The sequence below is a fragment of the Bordetella genomosp. 1 genome, assembly GCF_002261335.1.
GTDB lineage: Bacteria > Pseudomonadota > Gammaproteobacteria > Burkholderiales > Burkholderiaceae_B > Bordetella.
The window spans coordinates 478966-497359 of record NZ_NEVL01000004.1 but is presented as its reverse complement, the minus strand read 5'-3'; the positions used below and the strand labels follow the sequence as shown (position 1 = coordinate 497359).

Annotated in this window: 15 protein-coding genes; 5 read left to right on the top strand and 10 right to left on the bottom strand. The window is 70.2% G+C overall.

All coding sequences use genetic code 11. The features are described 5' to 3' along the window. Positions 1 to 44: 44 nt before the first annotated feature. The 3 genes from CEG14_RS19140 to CEG14_RS19130 are packed head-to-tail and all read left to right on the top strand — an operon-like array spanning position 45 to position 2243. On the top strand, positions 45 to 929 hold the full coding sequence (locus tag CEG14_RS19140) for an iron chelate uptake ABC transporter family permease subunit (protein ID WP_094828286.1): 885 nt from the start codon (positions 45 to 47) through the stop codon (positions 927 to 929). Further along, a complete protein-coding gene (locus tag CEG14_RS19135) occupies positions 926 to 1690 on the top strand; it encodes an iron ABC transporter ATP-binding protein (RefSeq protein WP_094827978.1) in 765 nt (254 codons plus the stop codon). The genes CEG14_RS19140 and CEG14_RS19135 overlap by 4 nt, the downstream gene beginning before the upstream one ends. Before the next feature lie 43 nt (positions 1691 to 1733). Further along, complete coding sequence (locus CEG14_RS19130) at positions 1734 to 2243, top strand: hypothetical protein (protein ID WP_094827977.1); 510 nt, start codon at positions 1734 to 1736, stop codon at positions 2241 to 2243. Between the two features lie 12 nt (positions 2244 to 2255). On the opposite strand, the gene CEG14_RS19125 is transcribed toward CEG14_RS19130, so the two are convergent. The 7 genes from CEG14_RS19125 to CEG14_RS19095 form a co-directional block, all read right to left on the bottom strand. Then, a complete protein-coding gene (locus tag CEG14_RS19125) occupies positions 2256 to 2984 on the bottom strand; it encodes a site-2 protease family protein (protein WP_094828284.1) in 729 nt (242 codons plus the stop codon). Beyond that, positions 2981 to 3889 (bottom strand): DUF2167 domain-containing protein, encoded by a 909-nt coding sequence (locus CEG14_RS19120; protein ID WP_094827976.1) that lies wholly within the window; start codon positions 3887 to 3889, stop codon positions 2981 to 2983. Before CEG14_RS19120 ends, CEG14_RS19125 begins: the two co-directional genes overlap by 4 nt. Before the next feature lie 181 nt (positions 3890 to 4070). After that, positions 4071 to 4967, bottom strand: coding sequence for a DUF6999 family protein (locus tag CEG14_RS19115; RefSeq protein ID WP_094827975.1), 897 nt, complete (start codon positions 4965 to 4967; stop codon positions 4071 to 4073). Then, entirely contained in the window at positions 4964 to 6886 is a 1923-nt protein-coding gene (locus tag CEG14_RS19110; RefSeq protein ID WP_094827974.1) for a StlD/DarB family beta-ketosynthase, read from the bottom strand. Before CEG14_RS19110 ends, CEG14_RS19115 begins: the two co-directional genes overlap by 4 nt. A gap of 23 nt (positions 6887 to 6909) precedes the next feature. Further along, positions 6910 to 7824, bottom strand: coding sequence for a fatty acid desaturase (locus CEG14_RS19105; protein ID WP_094827973.1), 915 nt, complete (start codon positions 7822 to 7824; stop codon positions 6910 to 6912). Continuing rightward, a complete protein-coding gene (locus CEG14_RS19100) occupies positions 7808 to 8584 on the bottom strand; it encodes a sterol desaturase family protein (protein WP_094827972.1) in 777 nt (258 codons plus the stop codon). The genes CEG14_RS19105 and CEG14_RS19100 overlap by 17 nt, the downstream gene beginning before the upstream one ends. A gap of 131 nt (positions 8585 to 8715) precedes the next feature. Then, positions 8716 to 12303 (bottom strand): ABC transporter ATP-binding protein/permease, encoded by a 3588-nt coding sequence (locus CEG14_RS19095; RefSeq protein ID WP_094827971.1) that lies wholly within the window; start codon positions 12301 to 12303, stop codon positions 8716 to 8718. 91 nt (positions 12304 to 12394) lie between these two features. Between CEG14_RS19095 and CEG14_RS19090 the strand changes: the two genes are divergently transcribed. Beyond that, positions 12395 to 13390: a LysR substrate-binding domain-containing protein gene (locus tag CEG14_RS19090; protein WP_094827970.1), complete on the top strand. Its 996-nt coding sequence runs from the start codon at positions 12395 to 12397 to the stop codon at positions 13388 to 13390. 4 nt (positions 13391 to 13394) lie between these two features. Here the strand turns inward: CEG14_RS19090 and CEG14_RS19085 are convergent, their stop codons facing one another. After that, positions 13395 to 13961, bottom strand: a complete 567-nt coding sequence (locus tag CEG14_RS19085) for a TetR/AcrR family transcriptional regulator (protein ID WP_176461529.1) — start codon at positions 13959 to 13961, stop codon at positions 13395 to 13397. Positions 13962 to 13970: 9 nt separating this feature from the next. Then, positions 13971 to 14441, bottom strand: coding sequence for a nuclear transport factor 2 family protein (locus CEG14_RS19080; protein WP_094827969.1), 471 nt, complete (start codon positions 14439 to 14441; stop codon positions 13971 to 13973). A gap of 229 nt (positions 14442 to 14670) precedes the next feature. On the opposite strand from CEG14_RS19080, the gene CEG14_RS19075 reads away from it, so the two are divergent. Then, positions 14671 to 16050 carry an MFS transporter gene (locus CEG14_RS19075; RefSeq protein ID WP_094827968.1) on the top strand — a complete coding sequence of 460 codons (1380 nt, stop codon included), beginning with the start codon at positions 14671 to 14673 and terminating at the stop codon, positions 16048 to 16050. A 12-nt stretch (positions 16051 to 16062) separates the two neighbouring features. Here the strand turns inward: CEG14_RS19075 and CEG14_RS19070 are convergent, their stop codons facing one another. After that, positions 16063 to 18189, bottom strand: a complete 2127-nt coding sequence (locus CEG14_RS19070; protein WP_373454216.1) for a TonB-dependent receptor family protein — start codon at positions 18187 to 18189, stop codon at positions 16063 to 16065. Between the last annotated feature and the right edge of the window lie 205 nt (positions 18190 to 18394).

Genomic DNA, 18394 nt, shown 5'->3' with positions numbered 1-18394 from the left:
TCACGGTGCTGGCCGTGCTGGCGCTGGCCTGCTGCATCGCCTACATGACCTGGGGCGCGGACGGCCAGTGGTCGTTCGTGCTGCCGTTCCGCGGCGGCAAGCTGCTGGCGATGGTGCTGGTGGCCTATTGCGTGGCCGTGTCGTCGGTGCTGTTCCAGACCATCACGCACAACCGCATCCTCACGCCCGCCATCATGGGCTTCGACGCCCTGTACGTGCTGATCCAGGCCGTGGTGGTGTTCGCGTTCGGGCTGTCCGCCATGGCGACGCGCGAGCCGGTCTGGCAGTTCCTGCTCGAGGTCGGCGCCATGACCGGCTTCGCCTGCCTGCTGTTCCGCTGGCTCTTCACCGGCGGCGCGCGCAGCCTGCACCTGATGATGCTGGTCGGCATCATCTTCGGCCTGCTGTTCCGCAGCCTCTCGAACTTCGTGGTGCGGCTGATCGATCCCAACGAATTCCTGGTCCTGCAAGACCGCATGTTCGCCAGCTTCAACAGCGTGCGCACGGGGCTGCTGCCGCTGGCCGCCGGGGCCGCGCTGCTGGCCAGCGTGGCGCTGTGGCGCATGCGGCGCCGCTACGACGTGGTCGCGCTCGGCCGCGACCTGGCCGTGAACCTGGGCGTGGACTATCGCCGCACGCTGATGGCGACGCTGGCGGCCGTGACGGTGATGGTGGCGGTGTCCACCGCGCTGGTCGGGCCGGTGACCTTCTTCGGCCTGCTGGTGGCCAATCTCGCGTATCACAGCATGCCGGCCGACCGCCATGCCCAGACCGTGCCTGCCGCGGTGCTGTGGGGCCTGATCTTCCTGGTCGGCGGCCAGACCCTGCTCGAACGCGTGCTCGAGCTCAACACCACGGTGAGCGTGGTGATCGAGTTCATCGGCGGCATGCTGTTCCTTGCCCTGATCCTGCGCAGGAGGCGCCCATGATCGAAGTCCAAGGCGTCACCAAGCGCTATGACACCAGCGTCGTCGTCGACGACGTGACCCTGCGCCTGCCGGATGCCGGCATCACCGCCATCGTCGGGCCCAACGGCGCGGGCAAGTCCACGCTGCTGTCGATGGTGAGCCGCCTGCTGCCCCTGTCGGCGGGCGTGGTGCGGGTCGACGAGCTCGACGTGGCGCATGCCGACAGCAAGGAACTGGCGCGCCGGCTGGCGATCCTGCGCCAGGACAATCATCTGCCGCTGCGGCTGACGGTGCGCGACCTGGTCGCGTTCGGCCGCTTCCCGCACAGCGGCGGGCGCCTGACGCTCGAGGACAAGGCCCACATCGACCGCGCCATCGACTACATGGAGCTCGCGCCGCTGGCCGGGCGCTATCTCGACGAGATGTCGGGCGGGCAGCGCCAGCGCGCGTTCGTGGCGATGGTGCTGTGCCAGGACACGCGCTACATCCTGCTCGACGAGCCGCTCAACAGCCTCGACATGAAACACGCCGTGGCCATGATGCGCATCCTGCGGCGCGCCGCCGACGAACTGGGCAAGTCGGTGGTGGTGGTGCTGCACGACCTGAACTTCGCCGCCGCCTACGCCGACCTGATCGTCGCCATGCGCGACGGCCGCGTGGCCCACCAGGGGCCACCAGACCAGATCATCGACGCCGCGCTGCTGAGCGCGCTGTATGGCCTGCCGATCCGGGTGCACGAGATCGACGGCCAGCGCATCTGCGTCTACTACCGCGGCGGCTGAGCCGCGTTACGATGGGGGCTGCAACCGTCATTCCGCCCTCATCATGAATCTGCCCGTCAGCGCGCCCTGCGTCATTCATCTCAACGGTCCCATCAACGCCGGCAAGTCCACCATCGGCCCGCGCGTGGCCGCGCTGCTGCCGCAGGGCGTCTGGATCGACGGCGACGATCTCGCCGGCCCCGACGACCTGCCGCGCGAGGCGCAGTGGGAGCAGGCGCACGCGCGCCTGGCAGAGGCCATTGCCGCGCTGCGCGTGGGCACGCTGGTGCTGGGCTATCCGATGGACCAGGCCCTCTACGAGCGGCTGCATGCCGCGGCCCAGGAGGCCGGCGCCCGGCTGCTGGTGGTGACGCTGTCGCCGCCGCTCGACGTGGCGCTGTCCGACCGCGGCGAGCGCCGGCTCACGCCCGAGGAGCGCGCGCGCGTGGCGGAAATGTACGAGCAGGGCTACCCGTCGCGGCCGTTCTCCGACCTGGTGCTGAACACCGCGCGGCTGTCGCCCGACGAGTGCGCCGAAGACATCGTGGCGCTGGCGGCGACCGCCGGCCGTTGAGTCCGGGCGCGTTCAGCCGCGCAGGTGCGACAGCATGTCGTGCACGTCGTGCGCCATGATGGCCAGGAACGCGACCAGGCCGAGATAGGCGGTGCCGTAGCTGAGCTTGTGCTCGAGCGAGGTGCCGTAATAGGCCTGGTTCTCGGGCAGGTCGGGATCGTACTTGAAGGCCCGCGCCGCGCTCGGCAGCGCCAGCACGGCCACCAGGATCAGGATCGGGCTGGGCGACCAGAAAAACAGCGCCACCAGCACCGGCACGCCGAGCAGCCAGACGCGCGGCGACAGCACCGCCGTGATGCGGCCGCCGTCGAGCGGCGAGATCGGGATCAGGTTGAAGAGATTGATGAAGAAGCCCGCGTACGAGAGCGCCAGCAGCAGGTCGCTGCCGGTGTCGCGCGCGGCGAAATAGCAGGCCAGCGCGGCGACCGTGCCGGCCAGCGGCCCGGCCAGCCCGACGTAGGCCTCGGTCTCGGCATCGTGCGGCAACGTCTTGAGCTGGATCCACGCGCCCACGAACGGAATGAAGGCGGGCGCGCCGACGGCCAGCCCGCGCTGGCGCGCCGCCATGTAATGGCCCATCTCATGCACGAACAGCAGCAGCACGAAGCCGGCGGCATAGCGCCAGCCGAACACCAGCGCGTAGGCGGCCACCGACAGCAGCATGGTGCCGCCGGTGGTGAGCAGCTTGCCGAACTTGAGAAACTTCAGGCCCGACCACAGCAGCAGCAACAGCTTCATCAGGCGGCGGTCTTCTTGCCGCGCATGCGGCGCCACAGGCCGCCACCGAGCGCGGCGATGGCCAGGATCAGGACCTTGCCGAACTTCGCGGCAAAGGCGGCGATCATGGCGAACAGGCCCAGCTTCTTCGCGGCCACGCCGGCCACCAGCGCGGCCAGGCCGTATTCGGCCACCTTGTCGGTGGAGGCGTCGAAGTCGGCGTAGCGCTTGCCGTCGACGTACTGGATCGAATCGAGCAGCGTCAGGGCGTTGTGCTTGTCGGCCGCGACCTGGTTCTGGCTGGTGATCAGGTCGAGCGAGATGTAGCCCTCGCGGCCGAGCGCGTAGGTGTTGTAGTTGACCGAGGCGTCTTCATCCGTGGCGCCCTTGGTCTTGGCGATGGCCGACCAGACCAGGCGGCGCTTGTCGCCGTCGTACTTCGGCACCTCGGCCCAGCCGGCCACCATCAGCTCCGGAAAACCGCGCTCGCGGCGATCCTTGTTGGCCTCTTCGGTGCCGTCCTTCAGGCTCTGCAGCAGTTCCTCGGTGTCCCAGTTCTTGGCGTCGTCGTCCTTGATGTAGCCGGCCTTCTCGAAATTCACCGTGGCCACCCAGTCGGCGTTTTCGTCGGTGGGCAGCACCAGGCCGAGCATGTTGGGATCCTTGCCGTTGCCGTGCGCGGCCATCAGGCGCTGGGCCTGGAACTGCGGCACGAACATCATGTCGGCCGGCAGCTTGAGCACGGCCTGGTCGCCCAGCTTGATGTCGGCGGGGCCTTCCTTGGCGGCGGCCATGGCGGCCTGGCCGGCGGCCTCGATCTCCTGCTGCGCGGCCGCGTTCTGTGCGCGGGCGGTCGTCAGGGGCAGGCCGAGGGCGAACGGCAGCGCGAGCGCGAGGGCAAGAAGATTTCGGGAGAGCAGGGCACGCATGACTTCGCCTGGTAGGAGTTGAGAACGGCGCTCATTGTCTTTGGGCGCGACTTTCAACTTTCTGAAAGCTCAGTGCTGTTTCGCGTGCAGATCCGACCAAATGCGACAAGGTTTGTCGGCAGCGTGAACGGCGCGTGAAGACGCTCGCAGGGGGCCGCGGGGGCCCGCCTGCAAGCGGCGTTCAGGCGATGGGCGCGGGCGGCGGCGCGGTGCCTTCGTGCGCCTCGCGTTCGGCCATCAGGAGGCTGTGCAGCATTTCCGTTGAGAGGCCGTGCAGCACCAGGCGGTAGCCCGCGCGCAGCGTGGACATCGGCACCAGCGGATGCTTGTTGTTGACCAGCACCAGGTGCTGCGGCGCTCCGAGCAGCTGGGCCGAATAGATGCCGACCGTCTCGTCGAGCTGCAGCGAGTTGGCGGCGCGCCAGAAGTCGTTGTCGGTCAGCATGAGCTGGTAGAGCGGCGTGAACAGCTCGATCGCGCTCTGCAGGTCGAGCACGTTGAGGCGGCCGCGCGGCATGTCTTCGAGCAGCAGGTCCGGATCCCGGATCATCGAGAAGTCGAGCTGTTCGGGCGCGTGCATCTCCACGCCGGCGTCGCGCATCGCCTGGTTCAGGCGGATCACGAAGTTGAACAGGTTCAGGTCGTGCTTGACGAACAGGTCGTCCTTCAGGTCGTCGATGTCGCGCGGCTCCAGCGGCGTGGTGCTGATCTTCACCGGCGCGTTGGCGGCGATGAACGACAGCACCTGGGCGCCGAGATGGAAGTGGCGCAGGATCAGCCAGTTGGCCTCTGGCGAGACGAAGCGCTTCAGGCCCCACGCCAGGATCCGGTGCAGCAGGCGCGAGTGCGACCAGCGGCGCGGGATGAAGGTCTTGATGACCTGGATCAGGATGATGCACAGGCGCGCCAGCGGCCGCACGAACGGCAGCAGGTACTGGCGCGAGCCGCTGCTGGAGTCGGTCAGCCAGGCCTTCTTGACCTTGTCGGGCAGCGGCGTGCTGCGGTCGAGATACAGCGCCAGCCAGGGGCTCGGGTCGGCCGGGTCGTATCCCTGGGTCAGGAACTCGGGTTCTTTCATGCCGCGTCTTGCTCCATCACGTATTGGAATTGCATCAGGTACAGCGCGGCCGTGCGGCGCGCGGTGTCGATGATGCGTTGCTCGGCCTGGCCGTCTTCGTCGCAGTCGAGCGCGAGTTCGACCGCGGCCAGCCAGCGCGCGAGGTGATGCTCGTCATTGTGCCCGTGATACTCGAGGAAGCGGAACACGTCGGGCGGCAGGTCCAGGCTGGCCTTGAGCAGGGGCAGCAGCGCCGGCACGATGCGCTGGCCGGTGCCCTCGATGATGTAGATCGCGCCCAGCAGGCCGATCGGGTCGCGCGTGGCGGCCAGCGCGTGCAGGTAGGCGTTGAGCGCCTCGCCGCCCGGGTTGCGGCGCAGCGCGTCGATGTCGGCGACCTGGCCGCCGGCTTTGCGATAGTCTTCGAACAGAATCATGAAGTCGTTCTGCTCCTCGCCCGCATGGGTGCCGATCAGCGCGGCCAGCGGCGCGTACTGCTCGCCCAGCGAGGCCGCGCCTTCGCGCATCCACTTGCTGCCCTCGCGCACCTGGGGCACCCAGTTTTCCATCCAGTTCAGGTAATCCTGCGTCTCGAACTCGCGGCGGCGCAGGCGGGTGACGACCGGCGTGCGCCACACGCGCGAGCGGTAGTCGTGCCAGATCGCGGCGAGCTCGGTGAGCAGCTGCGACAGGCCCTGCGGCGCGTAGGCCGGGTCGTGCGGCGGCGCGATGTTGTCGGCGTCGTCGCCCAGCGCGGCGGCGGCCGGGCGCGGCGCCGGCGCATTGGCGCGCGAGGCGGGCGCGTCGACGGCCTCGGCCGTGAAGCACATGTAGGCCGTCATGAAGCGGCCCGACTCCGGGATGTAGCAGAAGATCTTCTCGCCCGGCTTGACCTCGCGGGTCTCGAGGAACTCGGCCAGCATGATGAGGATCGAGGCCGCGCCGGTGTTGCCGCGCCACGCCAGGTTGCTGTACCAGCGCTCGCGCGGGATCTCCAGGTTGGCCTTCTCCATCAGGTCGGCCACCACCGGGATGAACTTCTCCGAGGAGTAGTGGCACAGGAAGTGATCCACCTGGTCCGGCGCGATCCACTCGTCGCGCACCAGCTTCACGTACTCGTGGATGCCGATGTCGAACAGGTGCGGCAGCAGGCGGATGTCCTGGCGCAGCGACAGCGCGCCGTCGGCCTCGGCGTCCTGCCACGAGGGGTAGTCGAGGTGGCCGCGCTTGCGATCTTCGGACAGGCCGAGCTGCATGCACACGGGGTAGTCGCCCGAGAACGAGCGCTGGTGGATCCAGTCGAGCTTGAGGCGGATGCCCTGCGAGGCGCCCGGCAGCGCGGTGCCTTCGCTGCCCAGCAGCATCGCGCCGGCGCCGTCCGACAGCATCCAGCGCAGGAAGTGCGCGTCGAAGTCGGCGTCGTAGCCGCGCGCCGCGAAGCGCGAGCGCTTGAACAGGCGCGAGGGCAGTTCGGCGGCCACCGCCAGCGCGCGCTGGTGCGAGCCGGCCTGGACCGCCTGGGCGGCGCTCTGGATGGCGCTCACGCCGGCCGCGCAGATGCCGTGCACCGACAGCGTCTCCATCGGCGGGGCCGAGAGCTCGCCCTGGATCATGTTGGCGAAGCCGGGCATCAGGGCGTCGCCGCCCGAGGAGCCGCTGGCGAGGTACGAGACCTCGCCCAGCTCGCCGCCGGCGCGGCCCAGGCAGTCCTGGATCGCGCGTGCGGCCAGCTGCGCGTTGCTGTGGCGGGTGTTGCCGGCGGGATCGATGGCGTAGTGCCGGGTCTTGATGCCGTTCTCGGCCAGGATGCGGGTCTTGATGCGGCTCGACATGCGGTTGAGCGGCGCGATGAAGGCGTCCATCGCCGCGTTGTCGACGGGGTCGCCGGGCATGAAGTAGCCGGCGCTTTGGAGATAGACACGGTCGAACGCGATAGGCATGAGTTTCTCGATTCCTGTGGATGTCAGCGGACGTGTTCGGGCGCCATGCGGGAGCGCGAACGCAGGCCGGGCATGACGTTGGCCAGCACGAAGACGCGCAGCATGTACGGCACCAGGCCGCGCTCGTTGAGGTCGGGCGCGACCCGGTCGCGATACTGCTCGCGATGCAGGCGGGTGAGGTCGGACCAGTGGGCGCGCGGATTCTCGTGGTGCGCGGTGTGCAGGCCGATGTTGAAGAGCAGGGGATTCACCAGGCCCTCGAAGTTGCGGGCGTAGTCCAGGCCGGCCACGGCGCGCGGGCCGCCGTCGGCGTGGGCATGCTGCAGATAGTTGGTGGCGAGCAGCCAGTGCAGGCCATGCAGCTGCGGCACGATCACGTACAGCAGCGCCTTGAGCGGATCGAGCGCCAGCAGGCCGCCCCACAGGCCGAGCCACACGCCGTATTGCGCCAGGCAGTAGCGCCACACGCCGGGATGGCGCAGGCGCATGCCGCGCAGCCAGCCGAAGAACACCGGGAACAGCACCCACACCGCCTGCACCGGATGGATCAGGTAGCCCCACAGGTGATTGGTGTCGCCGCCGAAGCGATAGGTGCGGGCCACGTCGCGTGCGCCGTGCTTGTAGCGGTGGTGGTTGCCCACGTGCGCCGGCCAGAAGACGAAGGTGGGATGGCCCTGCAGCAGCGTGATCCAGAAGTCGGTGAACCGGTTGGCCAGGCGCGCGCCGCGGCCGCGCCACATGCGCAGGTGGGTGTGGTTGTGGTGGATCACGCCGATGCCCAGCGTGAGGAACAGCAGCAGCAGATAGAGCGGCCACGAAAAGCCGTGGCGCCACATCCAGGCGGCCAGCACGGGCGCCGCGATCAGATAGGCCAGGCTCTGCAGATCGCGCCAGTGGCGCAGCCGCAGCCGCCCGGCACGCTCAGGAGTGCGCGCCATGGACGCCTCGCTGGCGCGCGGCCTGCAACTGGCGTTCGGCCGCGTCGGCGGGCAGGCGGGTGCGGAACAGCCGGTCCATGAAGGTGAACTGGAAGCCGTAGTTGCCGTTGTAGCAGGCGTGGTGCAGGTGATGGCGGCGGCTGGCCGCGAACCAGTGGGCGTACGACACGCGCGGGAAGAAGTCGTAGTTGGCGTGGCCGATGCAGTTGAAGAACAGGCTGAACAGCGGCACCGACAGCAGCGACCAGAAGCTGAAGTCGTGCAGCAGCATGGGCAGCAGGATGACGTTGCCCAGCATCAGCGCCTCGATCGGGTGGAAGCTGTAGGTCGAGAACGGCGTGGTCACCACCGAGCGATGGTGCGGCAGGTGGAAGCGGCGCAGCAGCTTCGTGTGCAGCAGGCGGTGATTGATCCAGAAGTGCACGTCGTTCCAGGCCAGCAGGAACAGGATCTCCAGCATGATCTGCTGCCAGCCGGCGTCGCCGTCGAGCCGCGCCCAGCCCAGCTGCAGCAGGCCCCACGGAAAGATCATGCCGGTGCCGAACAGCAGGATCGACACGGCCGACTGCGACAGCTCGCGGCGCAGCTGGCCGGGGGCGAGCGGACGGGTGTCCAGCGGCGCGCCCAGGCCGAGGCGCGGCAGGATGTGGTGGGTCAGCAGCCAAGTGGCCGCGCCAAACACCAGATAGATACCGCCGAAGAAGAGCAGGCCGGCCAGCATGACCTGCCAGGCCGATAACGCTACGAACGCTTGCGCCATGGATTCGATTGTTCTTGCCCGGCGGCTTGGGCCGGTGCGTTGCTTGTCATGGCGCGATCATAAGCAAGCCGCCCCCCTGACGGGGGGCGGATGTTTAACCAATTGAATCAGTTTCGTACAGGAATGGCGGCTCAGGCGGCCACGCTGCCCTGCGCCTGGTGCCGGATCAGGCGGGCATAGGCGCCGCCGCGCGCGAGCAGTTCGTCGTGGCTGCCCTGTTCGGCCAGCCGGCCCTGGTGCAGCACCAGGATCTGGTCGGCGTCGCGGATGGTGGACAGGCGATGCGCGATCACGAGCGTGGTGCGCTCCTGCATCAGGGCGTCGAGCGCGCCGCGCACCTGCATCTCGCTCAGCGTGTCGAGGTGCGAGGTGGCCTCGTCCAGGATCAGGATCGGCGCGTTCTTCAGGAAGGCGCGCGCGATCGAGATGCGTTGGCGCTGTCCGCCCGACAGCTGCATGCCGCGTTCGCCCACCGGCGTGTCCAGCCCCAGCGGCAGCGCCGCCACGAACTCGGACAGCGCGGCGCGGTGCAGCGCCACCTGCACGTCGGCCGTGCTGGCATCGGGGCGCGCGAGGCGGATGTTGGCCGCCAGCGTGTCGTTGAACAGATAGGTGTCCTGCGTGACCAGCGCGACGTGTTCGCGCAGATTGTCGAGCTCGAGCTCGCGCACGTCGATGCCGCCGATGCGGATGGCGCCTTCGTTCACGTCCCAGAAGCGCAGCAGCAGGCTGGCGATGGTGCTCTTGCCGGCGCCCGAGGCGCCCACCAGCGCGGTGGTGGTGCCCGGCCGCACGCTGAAGCCGAGGCCGGCCAGCGTGGGGCGCGCGGCGCGCGGGTAGCGAAAGCCCACCTGGTCGAACGCGATGGGTAGGCCCCCCGGCTGGCGCGCCAGCGTGCGCGCGCCGTCGGTGACCGGCACCGGTTCGTTCGTCACCACGTGCAGGCGCCGGCTCGCGGCGATGGTGTCCGCCAGTTGGCGGCTGACCTGCGAAATCTCCGACACCGGCAGGAAAGTTGCCAGCGCAACCAGCACCAGCAGCGGCACCATGGCCGGATCGAGCGCGCCCGCGCCGGCCAGCAGCGCGCCGGTCACGGCCACGGCCAGGCCGCCCAGGCCCATGGCCACCTCGAACCAGGCGTTCTGCGCCGACAGGTCGTCGAGGATGGCCTGGCGCCGCACGCCATAGTGTTCGGCCAGGGCCAGGAACTGCGCGCGGCGGCGCGCCGTGGCCTGGAACGCCGTGAGATCGGCCAGGCCCTGGATGGTGTCGGTGAGGTGCGCGCTCATCTCGCCCAGCGCGGCGCGCGCCTGTTCGCCCAGCGCGTCGACGCGGCGCCGGCCGCGCACCGGCGACAGCAGGGCATAGGCCAGGAACGGCAGCAGGGCCAGCGCCACCGGCCAGCTATACACCGCGAGAAAGCCGAGCACCGTGGCCGGCACCACCACCGACACGATGGCGGGCGCGATGGTGTGGGCATAGAAGTACTCGATCATCTCCACGTCCTGCGTGGCGAGCGCCACCAGGTCGCCCGAGCGCCGTTCCAGCAGATAGGCCGGCGCGAGCTGCTCGAGCTTGTCGTAGAGATTGATGCGCATGTCGGCCAGCAGGCGATAGGCCATCGCGTGCGCGAGCCAGGATTCGAGCCAGTGGAACAGGGCGGCCAGCGGCGCCACGACCAGCAGCGCGCCGATCAGCCAGCCGGTGGGCGCGCCCTCGCGCAGGGCGGCCACGACCAGGGCGCTCAACGCGCCCACGCCGATGAAGGCCGCCACGCGCGCCACGCCGAGGACGATGGTGGCGGCGAGCGTGCCGCGCCACGGCCGCACCACCGACAGCAGGGTGCCGACGACGGCGCGCCAGCCCACGTGCGCGGCGTCCTCGTCGAGCGCGCGCGGCGCGGGGCCGGCGGCCGCGGCCGGCGTGGCGGCGGCGCCATCGCGGCCGACAGCCGTTGCCGCGGGCGTCGCCGCGGCGGGCGCCTGCCGGCCCTCGGCCTGCTCGCGCATCAGTTGGTGGTAGAGGCCACGAGCGCGCATCAGCTCGGCGTGCGTGCCCGACTCGGCCACGCGGCCCTGGTCGAGCACCAGCGTGCGGTCGGCGTTGATGACGCTCGCCAGGCGGTGCGCCAGGATGAGCGTGGTGCGGCCCACCATCAGGCGGTCGAGCGCCTGCTGGATCAGCGCCTCGTTCTCCGAGTCCACCGACGAGAGCGCTTCGTCCAGGATCAGGATGGGCGCGTCGCGCAGCAGCGCGCGGGCGATCGCCACGCGCTGGCGCTGGCCGCCGGAGAGCTGCAGGCCGCGTTCGCCCAGGCGCGTGTCGTAGCCATCGGGCAGGGCCATGATGAAGTCGTCGATGTTGGCCGAGCGGGCCGCGGCGCGCACCTGCTCCCGGCTGGCGTCCGGACGGCCCAGCCGGATGTTGTCGTCGATGGTGCCGTGGAACAGCGTGATGTCCTGGCTCACCAGCGCGATGCGCGACAGCAGCGCATCGGCGGCGAGCGTGCGCACGTCGTGGCCGCCGACCCGCACGCGGCCGGCCTGCGGCGTGGCTTCGCGCAGCAGCAGCCGCACGATGGTGGACTTGCCGGCGCCGCTCGGGCCGACCACGCCCACGCGCTCGCCGGCGGCGATCGCGAAGCTCAGGCCGCGGTGCGCGGGGCGCTCGGGCTGGTAGGAGAACACCACGTCGTCGAATTCGATGGTGGGAGCCAGCTCGGCCGGTCGCAGCCCGGCCGCATCCGAGGCGGCGCTGGCCGCATCGGCGCGGCGCGCGTCGTTGAGCGCGTGGATGCTGGCGGCGGCCGACTGGCCCAGCATGCCCTGGTGCAGCACGGCGCGCAGATCGCGCAGCGGTCGGAAGATCTCGGTGCCGGCCATGAGCACGATCAGCAGGGCCTCCAGGCTCATGTCGCCCTGCATCACGCGGGTGGCGCCCAGCGCGATCGCCAGCGCGGCGCCGAGCGCCACGCCGAGATCGCTGATGCCGCGCGTGAGCACGCTGATCGACAGCACCCAGAAGGTGTGGTCGGACAGGCGGCGGGCCCGCTCGGCCAGGCGCTTGCCGAAGCTCTTGCCCTGGCCGAAGGCCTTGAGCGTGGGCAGGCCCTGCACCGCGTCGAGAAACTCCTCGCCGAATTCGTTGAGTGCGCCCGCGCGGGCCCGGCTGGCGCGGCGGTCCAGCGCATGCACGGCCGCGGGGCCGAACAGCGAGAAGAGCGCGGCGGCCAGCAGCACGGCGGCGGTGGGCACGTCCCAGAACGCGATCACCGCGAAGATGGCGAGCGGCGCGATCAGCGAGATCGCGACCTGCGGCAGGTAGCGGCCAAAGAAGGTCTGCAACTGCTCCACGCCGTCGACCACGCTCAGCATCACGCCGCCGGTGCGCTGGTTGGCGAACCAGGCCGGCCCGAGCGCGACGATGCGGTCGTACAGCCCGCCGCGCAGGGTCTGCTGGATCTGCGCGGCGCAGCGGTTGGCGCTGCGCGTGCGCAGGTGGTCGAGCGCGGCGCGCAGCAGCACCATCAGCGCGCCCAGCGCGGCGGGCACGATCCAGCTCTGCCAGGGTTGCTGCGCGAACACGCGTGCCAGCAACTGGCCGAGGAACACGTAGCGGGCGATGCCGGCCAGCAGCGCCAGCAGGCCGAGCAGCACGCCGCCCGCCATGCGCGCACGCAGGCCGGCGGTCATGAGCCAGAGACGGTAATCAAAGTACATGGCGACTCCTTTCGATGGCCGCATCTTGCTTGAGCCCGCGCCTTCTGCAAATCGATAGTTTCTCAATCATGGGTTGAGATAAACTCAACCGATGAGCAAACGCCCCGCCGCCGATCTGCCCCAGCACATGCCGCCGCTCGCCGCGCTGCGCGCCTTCGAGGCCGTGGCCCGGCTGGGCAGCCTGAGCAGCGCGGCGGCCGAGCTGCACGTCACCAAGAGCGCGGTGAGCCACCAGCTGCGCGCGCTGGAGGCCGACTTGGGTGTAATCCTGCTGCACCGAGGCGGTACTGTCCGGCGGGCCCAGGTCACCGAGGCCGGCGCCGATCTGCTGGCCTCCGTGCGACAGGCGCTCACGCTGCTGGCCACCGCCTGCCGCAACACCCGCAGCGCCGCCGCGGGGCGTGGCCGCCAGACGCTGAACATCTCGGTCAACCCCTCGCTGGCCGCGCTGTGGCTGGCGCCGCGCATCGGCCGCTTCATCGCCATGCATCCCGGCATCGACGTGCAGGTGTTCCTGCACGCCAATCTCGACCCGGCCTGGCAGACCCAGGACATCGACCTCGCCTTCCTGCACACGCGCGAGCGCGGGCCGCGCGGCCCGGTCGCCGGCGACCTGCCGCTGCTGGCCGAGACCGTGGTGCCGGTCTGCAGCCCCGACCTGGTCGCGCCGGAGCGGCGCGGCGATCCGCGCGTGCTGCTCGAACACCGCTGGCTGGTCGAGCGCCACATCGACAGTCCGGAAACCGATTGGGGCACCTGGTGCGCGCGCCTGAACCTGCCCGAGCGGCAGGGCCAGGAGCCCGTGATCCTGAGCGGCATGAGCACGCTGGTGGCGGCGGCCGTGGCCGGCGTCGGCATCGCGCTGGGCCGCGCGCCGCTGATCGACGAGGAACTGGCGAGCGGGCGCCTGGTGGCGCTGGTGCCGCAGTTCCGGGTGGCGGGATCGTGGGGCTATGTGATGCGCCAGCAGGATCATCGGCCCATGAGCGCGGCCCTGCCGGCGCTGGTCGAATTCCTCACCGAGGAAGGGCGCGCCAGCCTGGCGCTGCGCGAGCGCCTGCGCGCCGAGGCCGCGACCTCGCCCTGAGCCTTCAGTCCGGCGCGCCGAGCAGGCGGGCCTGGCAGCGCTCGATGGCGCGGGCAAACGCGGCGGGCTCGTCCCAGGCGCGCGCCAGCACCAGCGCGCCCTGGATCTCGGCCAGCGTGCCTTCGGCCAGCGCGCGGGCCGCGCCGGGCGCATGGCCCAGGCGCCGCAGCGCGCAGCGCAGCACCCGGTTCCATTCGTGAAAATAGGCGTGCACCTGGCTGGCGTAGCGGTCGCGCTCGCCGCCCAGCGCGAACACGCCGACCAGGCACACCCGGCGGCCCGACTGGAAGTAGTCGCGCGTGGCGCGCAGCATGTGACGGATGCCGCCGGCCGGATCGGCCGCGTCGCGCAGCGGTGCGAACACCTCGCTCTCGAACCAGGCATCGACGTGGGCCAGCACGGCCTGGCCCATCTCGTCTTTGCCGCCCGGGAAGAAGTGATAGAGGCTGCCCTTGCCCAGGCCGGTGGCGGCCGTGATGCGGGCCAGGCTCGCGCCCTCGAAGCCGCATTCGCGGAACACTTCGGCGAGCGCGGCCACGGCATCCGCGCGTTCGGTGATGCGACGAACCACGCGGGCCTCCTACAGCCCGAGCTCGGACAGGCCGGGGTGGTCGTCGGGCCGGCGGCCCTGCGGCCAATGGAACTTGCGTTGCGATTCGCTGATCGGCAGATCGTTGATGCAGGCGTAGCGCAGGCGCATCAGGCCGTTGTCGTCGAACTCCCAGTTTTCGTTGCCATAGGAACGGAACCACGAGCCGGAGTCGTCGCGCCATTCATAGGCGAAGCGTACGGCGATGCGGTTGCCGTCGTGGGCCCAGAGCTCCTTGATGAGGCGGTAGTCGAGCTCGCGCGCCCACTTGCGCGTGAGAAAGGCCACGACCTCGGCGCGGCCGTTGACGAACTCGGCGCGATTGCGCCATGCGGTATGGACGGTATAGGCCTGTGCGACCTTGGCCGGATCGCGCGAGTTCCAGCCGTCTTCGGCGGCGCGGACTTTCTGGATGGCGGATTCGCGCGAGAAGGGCGGCAGCGGCGGGCGTTGTTCGGACATGACGGACTCCAGGGGAAGGGCGGCGCGCAGCCGCGCGGGATGAATGGCCGATGCTCTGTACCAATTGGTACAGAGTAGGCGTCTCGGCGCGAGGTGTCAATCCCGTGTGCCCCCGTCCATCCGTTGAGCACACAACCGATTGTGCGGGCAGGAGCGGGGCGCGGGAGTATAGTGGCCGCTTCCCTGATTCCGTCTGAGCCGCCGCCGGCGGCCTTCGCACGCATCCGTCATGCTGTCCTTCTCCCGCAATGAGTTGTACCCGGCCGGCGACGGCTTGCCGCCCGAGTATCGTCTGGGCGCCATGCTGGCCGTGATGATGGCGGTGGCGATGGCCAGCCTCGACACGGCGATCGCCAACACGGCGCTGCCCACGATCGCGCGCGAACTGAACGCCGCCGAATCCTCGTCGATCTGGGTCATCAGCGCGTTCCAGCTGGTGATGGTGGCGGCGCTGCTGCCGGCCGCTGCGCTGGGCGACGTCTACGGCCATCGCCGCATGTACATGGCCGGGCTGGTGCTGTTCACGCTGTCGTCGCTGGCCTGCGGCATGGCGACCTCGCTGCCGCAGCTGGTGATCGCGCGCGCGGTGCAGGGCCTGGGCGCGGCCGGCATCATGGGCGTGAACGGCGCGCTGGTGCGCTTCATCTACCCCTCGCATTCGCTGGGCCGCGCGCTCGGCACCAACGCGCTGGTGGTGGGGCTGTCGTTCGCGGCCGGTCCGACCGTCGCGTCCGTGATCCTCGCCTATGGCTCGTGGCACTGGCTGTTCCTGGTGAACGTGCCGTTCGGCGTGATCGCGCTGGTGCTGGGCCTGCGCGGCCTGCCCGCCACCGAACGTTCGGGCCACCGCTTCGACCGCAGCGCGGCCATCCTGTGCGCGGGCTTTCTGGCGCTGCTGGTGCTGGGGCTGTCCGAGCTGGCCCACCATGCGCCGCTCCTGCGCGTGACGCTGGAGCTGGGCGGCGCGGCGCTGTGCCTGTGCCTGCTGCTGTGGCGTCAGTCGGGCCATCCCGCGCCCATCCTGGCCGTGGACCTGTTGCGCCGCCCGGTGTTCGCGCTGTCCGCGGCGACGGCGGTCTGTTCCTTCGCCACGCAGGCGCTGGCATTCGTGTCGCTGCCGTTCCTGTTCCAGCAGGTGCTGGGCTACACCCAGGTCGAGACCGGCTTTCTGATCACGCCGTGGGCCGTGGTGGTGGCGCTGGTCGCGCCGCTGGCGGGCGGGCTGTCGGATCGGCATCCGGCCGGGCTGCTGGGCGGGGTGGGGCTGGCGGTGCTGGCGCTGGGCATGCTGTCGATGGCGCTGTTGCCGGCCGATCCGTCGGTGTTCGACATCTGCTGGCGCATGGCCGTGTGCGGCGCCGGCTTCGGTTTTTTCCAGTCGCCCAATCTGCGTGCCATCATGAGCGCCGCGCCGCCCGGACGCGCCGGGGGCGCGAGCGGGATGGTGGGCACGGTGCGCCTGCTCGGGCAATCGTCGGGCGCCGCGCTGGTGGCGGCCTGCTTCAACCTGGCCGGCCAGCAGGGCACGGTGTGGGCCCTGTGGCTGGGCGCGGCCTGTGCCGGCCTGGCCAGCGTGGCGAGCTTTGCGCGGCTGCGCTTCGCCAGCTAGCCCGCGGGCGCGTCAGAAGCGATAGCTGGCGGTCAGGCCCGCGCCCCAGGTGCGGCCGGGCGCCGGCTCGAAGTAGCGCAGGTTGCCCTCGTTCACGATCACCGAGCCGATGTAGTCGCGGTCGAACAGGTTGTCCACGCGCGCGAAGGCGTCGAAGGTCCAGGGGCCGGCCTGCCACAGATAGCCGGCCGACAGCGCCGCGATGAAGTAGCCCGAGGCCGAATCGCTGTTGGCGTCGTTCACATGGATGCGGCTCAGGTAGCGGCCCTCCACGCCGGCGTGAAAGCCCTGCGGCGGCGCCCAGCGCAGGGCGGCATAGGCCGACTGGCGCGCGATGCCGGGGATGTCGTTGCCGGCCGCGATGCCGCTGCCCGCCACGTCGTCGCGATACTTCGCGCGCAGGTAGGTATAGGCCATGTCGGCGCGCAGGTTCGACACCACGGCCCCGCTCCAGGCCAGCTCGACGCCGTCGCGGCGCGTGCGGCCGGCATTGCGATAGCTGGTGCGGCCATTGTTGCTGCCGGCGGAGACGATCTCGTCGTCGGTGGTGCTGTGGAACACCGCGGCCGTCAGCAGCCCTTCGCCCACGCGCGTCTTCACGCCCGCTTCCAGGTTGTCGGAGACGCTGGGCTTGAGCGCGAGGTTCAGGCCGTTCAGCCCGTCGGGCCGGTACGAAAGCTCGTTGCTGGTGGGCGTCTCGAAGCCCCGGCCATACGAGACATACACATTGGTGTCGGGCGAGACCGCATAGCGCAGCGCGGTCACCGGCAGCGCGCGGCGGTAGCGTGCACTGCCGCTGTCGTCGCCGTTGCCGGCGGTGATGTAGCGGTCGTCGGAGTCGAAGCGCACGGTGCTGTAGCGCAGGCCCGCGTCGAGCGTCCAGCGCTCGGCGAACTGCCACGAGGCCTGCAGATAGGGGTCGACGTTGTAGACCTCGTTGCGCTCGTCGCGGCGCAGCGCGCCCTTGACGCCCAGCACCTGCGAGGCGCCCGTGCCGACGTAGTTTTCGTAGCCGCGGCGGGTTTCGCGCAGGCTGTCGTAGGCCAGGCCGCCCACCAGCGTGAGCGGGCTGCCCGCCACCTTCAGGCGCGAGGTCCAGCGCAGGTCTGCGCCGCCATAGTCGCGCTGCAGGTCGATCACGCCGCCGGCGTGATTCGGATTCATCTGCGGGCCGGGCGGGATGGATTGATATTGCGTGGTTTCGCGCTGGCCGTAATAGACCATCACGCGCAGGTCGTTGTCGGCGTTGACCGCGCGCTCGTAGAGCAGGCCGCCCTGGGTCTGGTTGACCGTCTTGCGCGTGTTGTACTGCTCGGCCAGCGGCGCCTGGCGCGGGTCGCTCTCGTACTGCTGGCGCGTGAGGCCGAGCGGGTCGTTGGCGGTCAGGTCGACGCTGTTGAGCACCAGCGTGAGGCGGCTGTCTTGGTCGGGGCGCAGGCCGATCTTGGCATTGGCCAGGTTCTTGCGCGCGCCGCTGTGATCGCGGTAGCCGTCGGTGGTGAAGCGCGACACGCCGACCACGTAATCGATGTCGCCCACGCCGTTGCCGGTGGCGCCGTTGGCCTGGGCGCTGTAGCGCCAGGTGCCGTTGCTGCCGGCCGCGACGCCGGCCGTCAGGCTCGACGGCTGCCGGCCGTCTTCGGTATAGACCTGCAGCACGCCGCCGGACGAGTTTCCGTAGAGCGCCGAGAAGGGGCCGCGCAGCACCTCGACGCGGTCGATGGTGCCGATGTCGATGTTGGAGGTCTGGCCCTGGCCATCGGGCATGGTGGCCGGAATGCCGTCCACATAGAGCCGCAGGCCGCGCACGCCGAAGGTCGAGCGCGCGCCGAAGCCGCGGATCGAGATCTGCAGGTCCTGCGCGTAGTTCTGGCGGTTCTGCAGCTGCAGGCCCGGCACGCCGGCCAGGTTTTCCGAGAGGTTGATCTGCATCGCATCGGCCCGCACCCGGGCGCCGTCGACAATGTCGACCGAGGCCGGCGTGTCCATCACGCTGGTTTCCAGGCGCGTGCCGGACACGGTGACCGTGGGCAGCGTGGCGGCGTCGGTGGCGCCGGCCGGGGGCGAGGTCTGGGCGGCGGCCAGGGCCGGCAACAGCAGCCAGGCGCAGCGCAGGAAATGAGTCAGGGGGCGGGGGATCGGGCGATAGATACGGGACACGGAGAAAAACAGCAAGAACCACGGTGAAGGAGGGCGATGGTACCGCAAGCGACCCGGGGGTCTGTCCGGGTGTCCGTCCCTGTCAACGTAGAGCAGAAGGCCTCCGTGGGCAACCGTTGCACGGGTTTTATGCCGTTTTCGGGCAAACTTTGCGCAAACAGTGCCGGAAATCGGCTGGCGATTT

What these genes read in the sequence shown, in the direction of transcription:
- CEG14_RS19140 (WP_094828286.1), top strand. Translation starts at nt 45, where the DNA reads ATGACCTGGGGCGCGGACGGCCAGTGGTCGTTCGTGCTGCCGTTCCGC.
- CEG14_RS19135 (WP_094827978.1), top strand. Translation starts at nt 926, where the DNA reads ATGATCGAAGTCCAAGGCGTCACCAAGCGCTATGACACCAGCGTCGTC.
- CEG14_RS19130 (WP_094827977.1), top strand. Translation starts at nt 1,734, where the DNA reads ATGAATCTGCCCGTCAGCGCGCCCTGCGTCATTCATCTCAACGGTCCC.
- CEG14_RS19120 (WP_094827976.1), bottom strand. Translation starts at nt 3,889, where the DNA reads ATGCGTGCCCTGCTCTCCCGAAATCTTCTTGCCCTCGCGCTCGCGCTG.
- CEG14_RS19115 (WP_094827975.1), bottom strand. Translation starts at nt 4,967, where the DNA reads ATGAAAGAACCCGAGTTCCTGACCCAGGGATACGACCCGGCCGACCCG.
- CEG14_RS19110 (WP_094827974.1), bottom strand. Translation starts at nt 6,886, where the DNA reads ATGCCTATCGCGTTCGACCGTGTCTATCTCCAAAGCGCCGGCTACTTC.
- CEG14_RS19105 (WP_094827973.1), bottom strand. Translation starts at nt 7,824, where the DNA reads ATGGCGCGCACTCCTGAGCGTGCCGGGCGGCTGCGGCTGCGCCACTGG.
- CEG14_RS19100 (WP_094827972.1), bottom strand. Translation starts at nt 8,584, where the DNA reads ATGGCGCAAGCGTTCGTAGCGTTATCGGCCTGGCAGGTCATGCTGGCC.
- CEG14_RS19095 (WP_094827971.1), bottom strand. Translation starts at nt 12,303, where the DNA reads ATGTACTTTGATTACCGTCTCTGGCTCATGACCGCCGGCCTGCGTGCG.
- CEG14_RS19090 (WP_094827970.1), top strand. Translation starts at nt 12,395, where the DNA reads ATGAGCAAACGCCCCGCCGCCGATCTGCCCCAGCACATGCCGCCGCTC.
- CEG14_RS19080 (WP_094827969.1), bottom strand. Translation starts at nt 14,441, where the DNA reads ATGTCCGAACAACGCCCGCCGCTGCCGCCCTTCTCGCGCGAATCCGCC.
- CEG14_RS19075 (WP_094827968.1), top strand. Translation starts at nt 14,671, where the DNA reads ATGCTGTCCTTCTCCCGCAATGAGTTGTACCCGGCCGGCGACGGCTTG.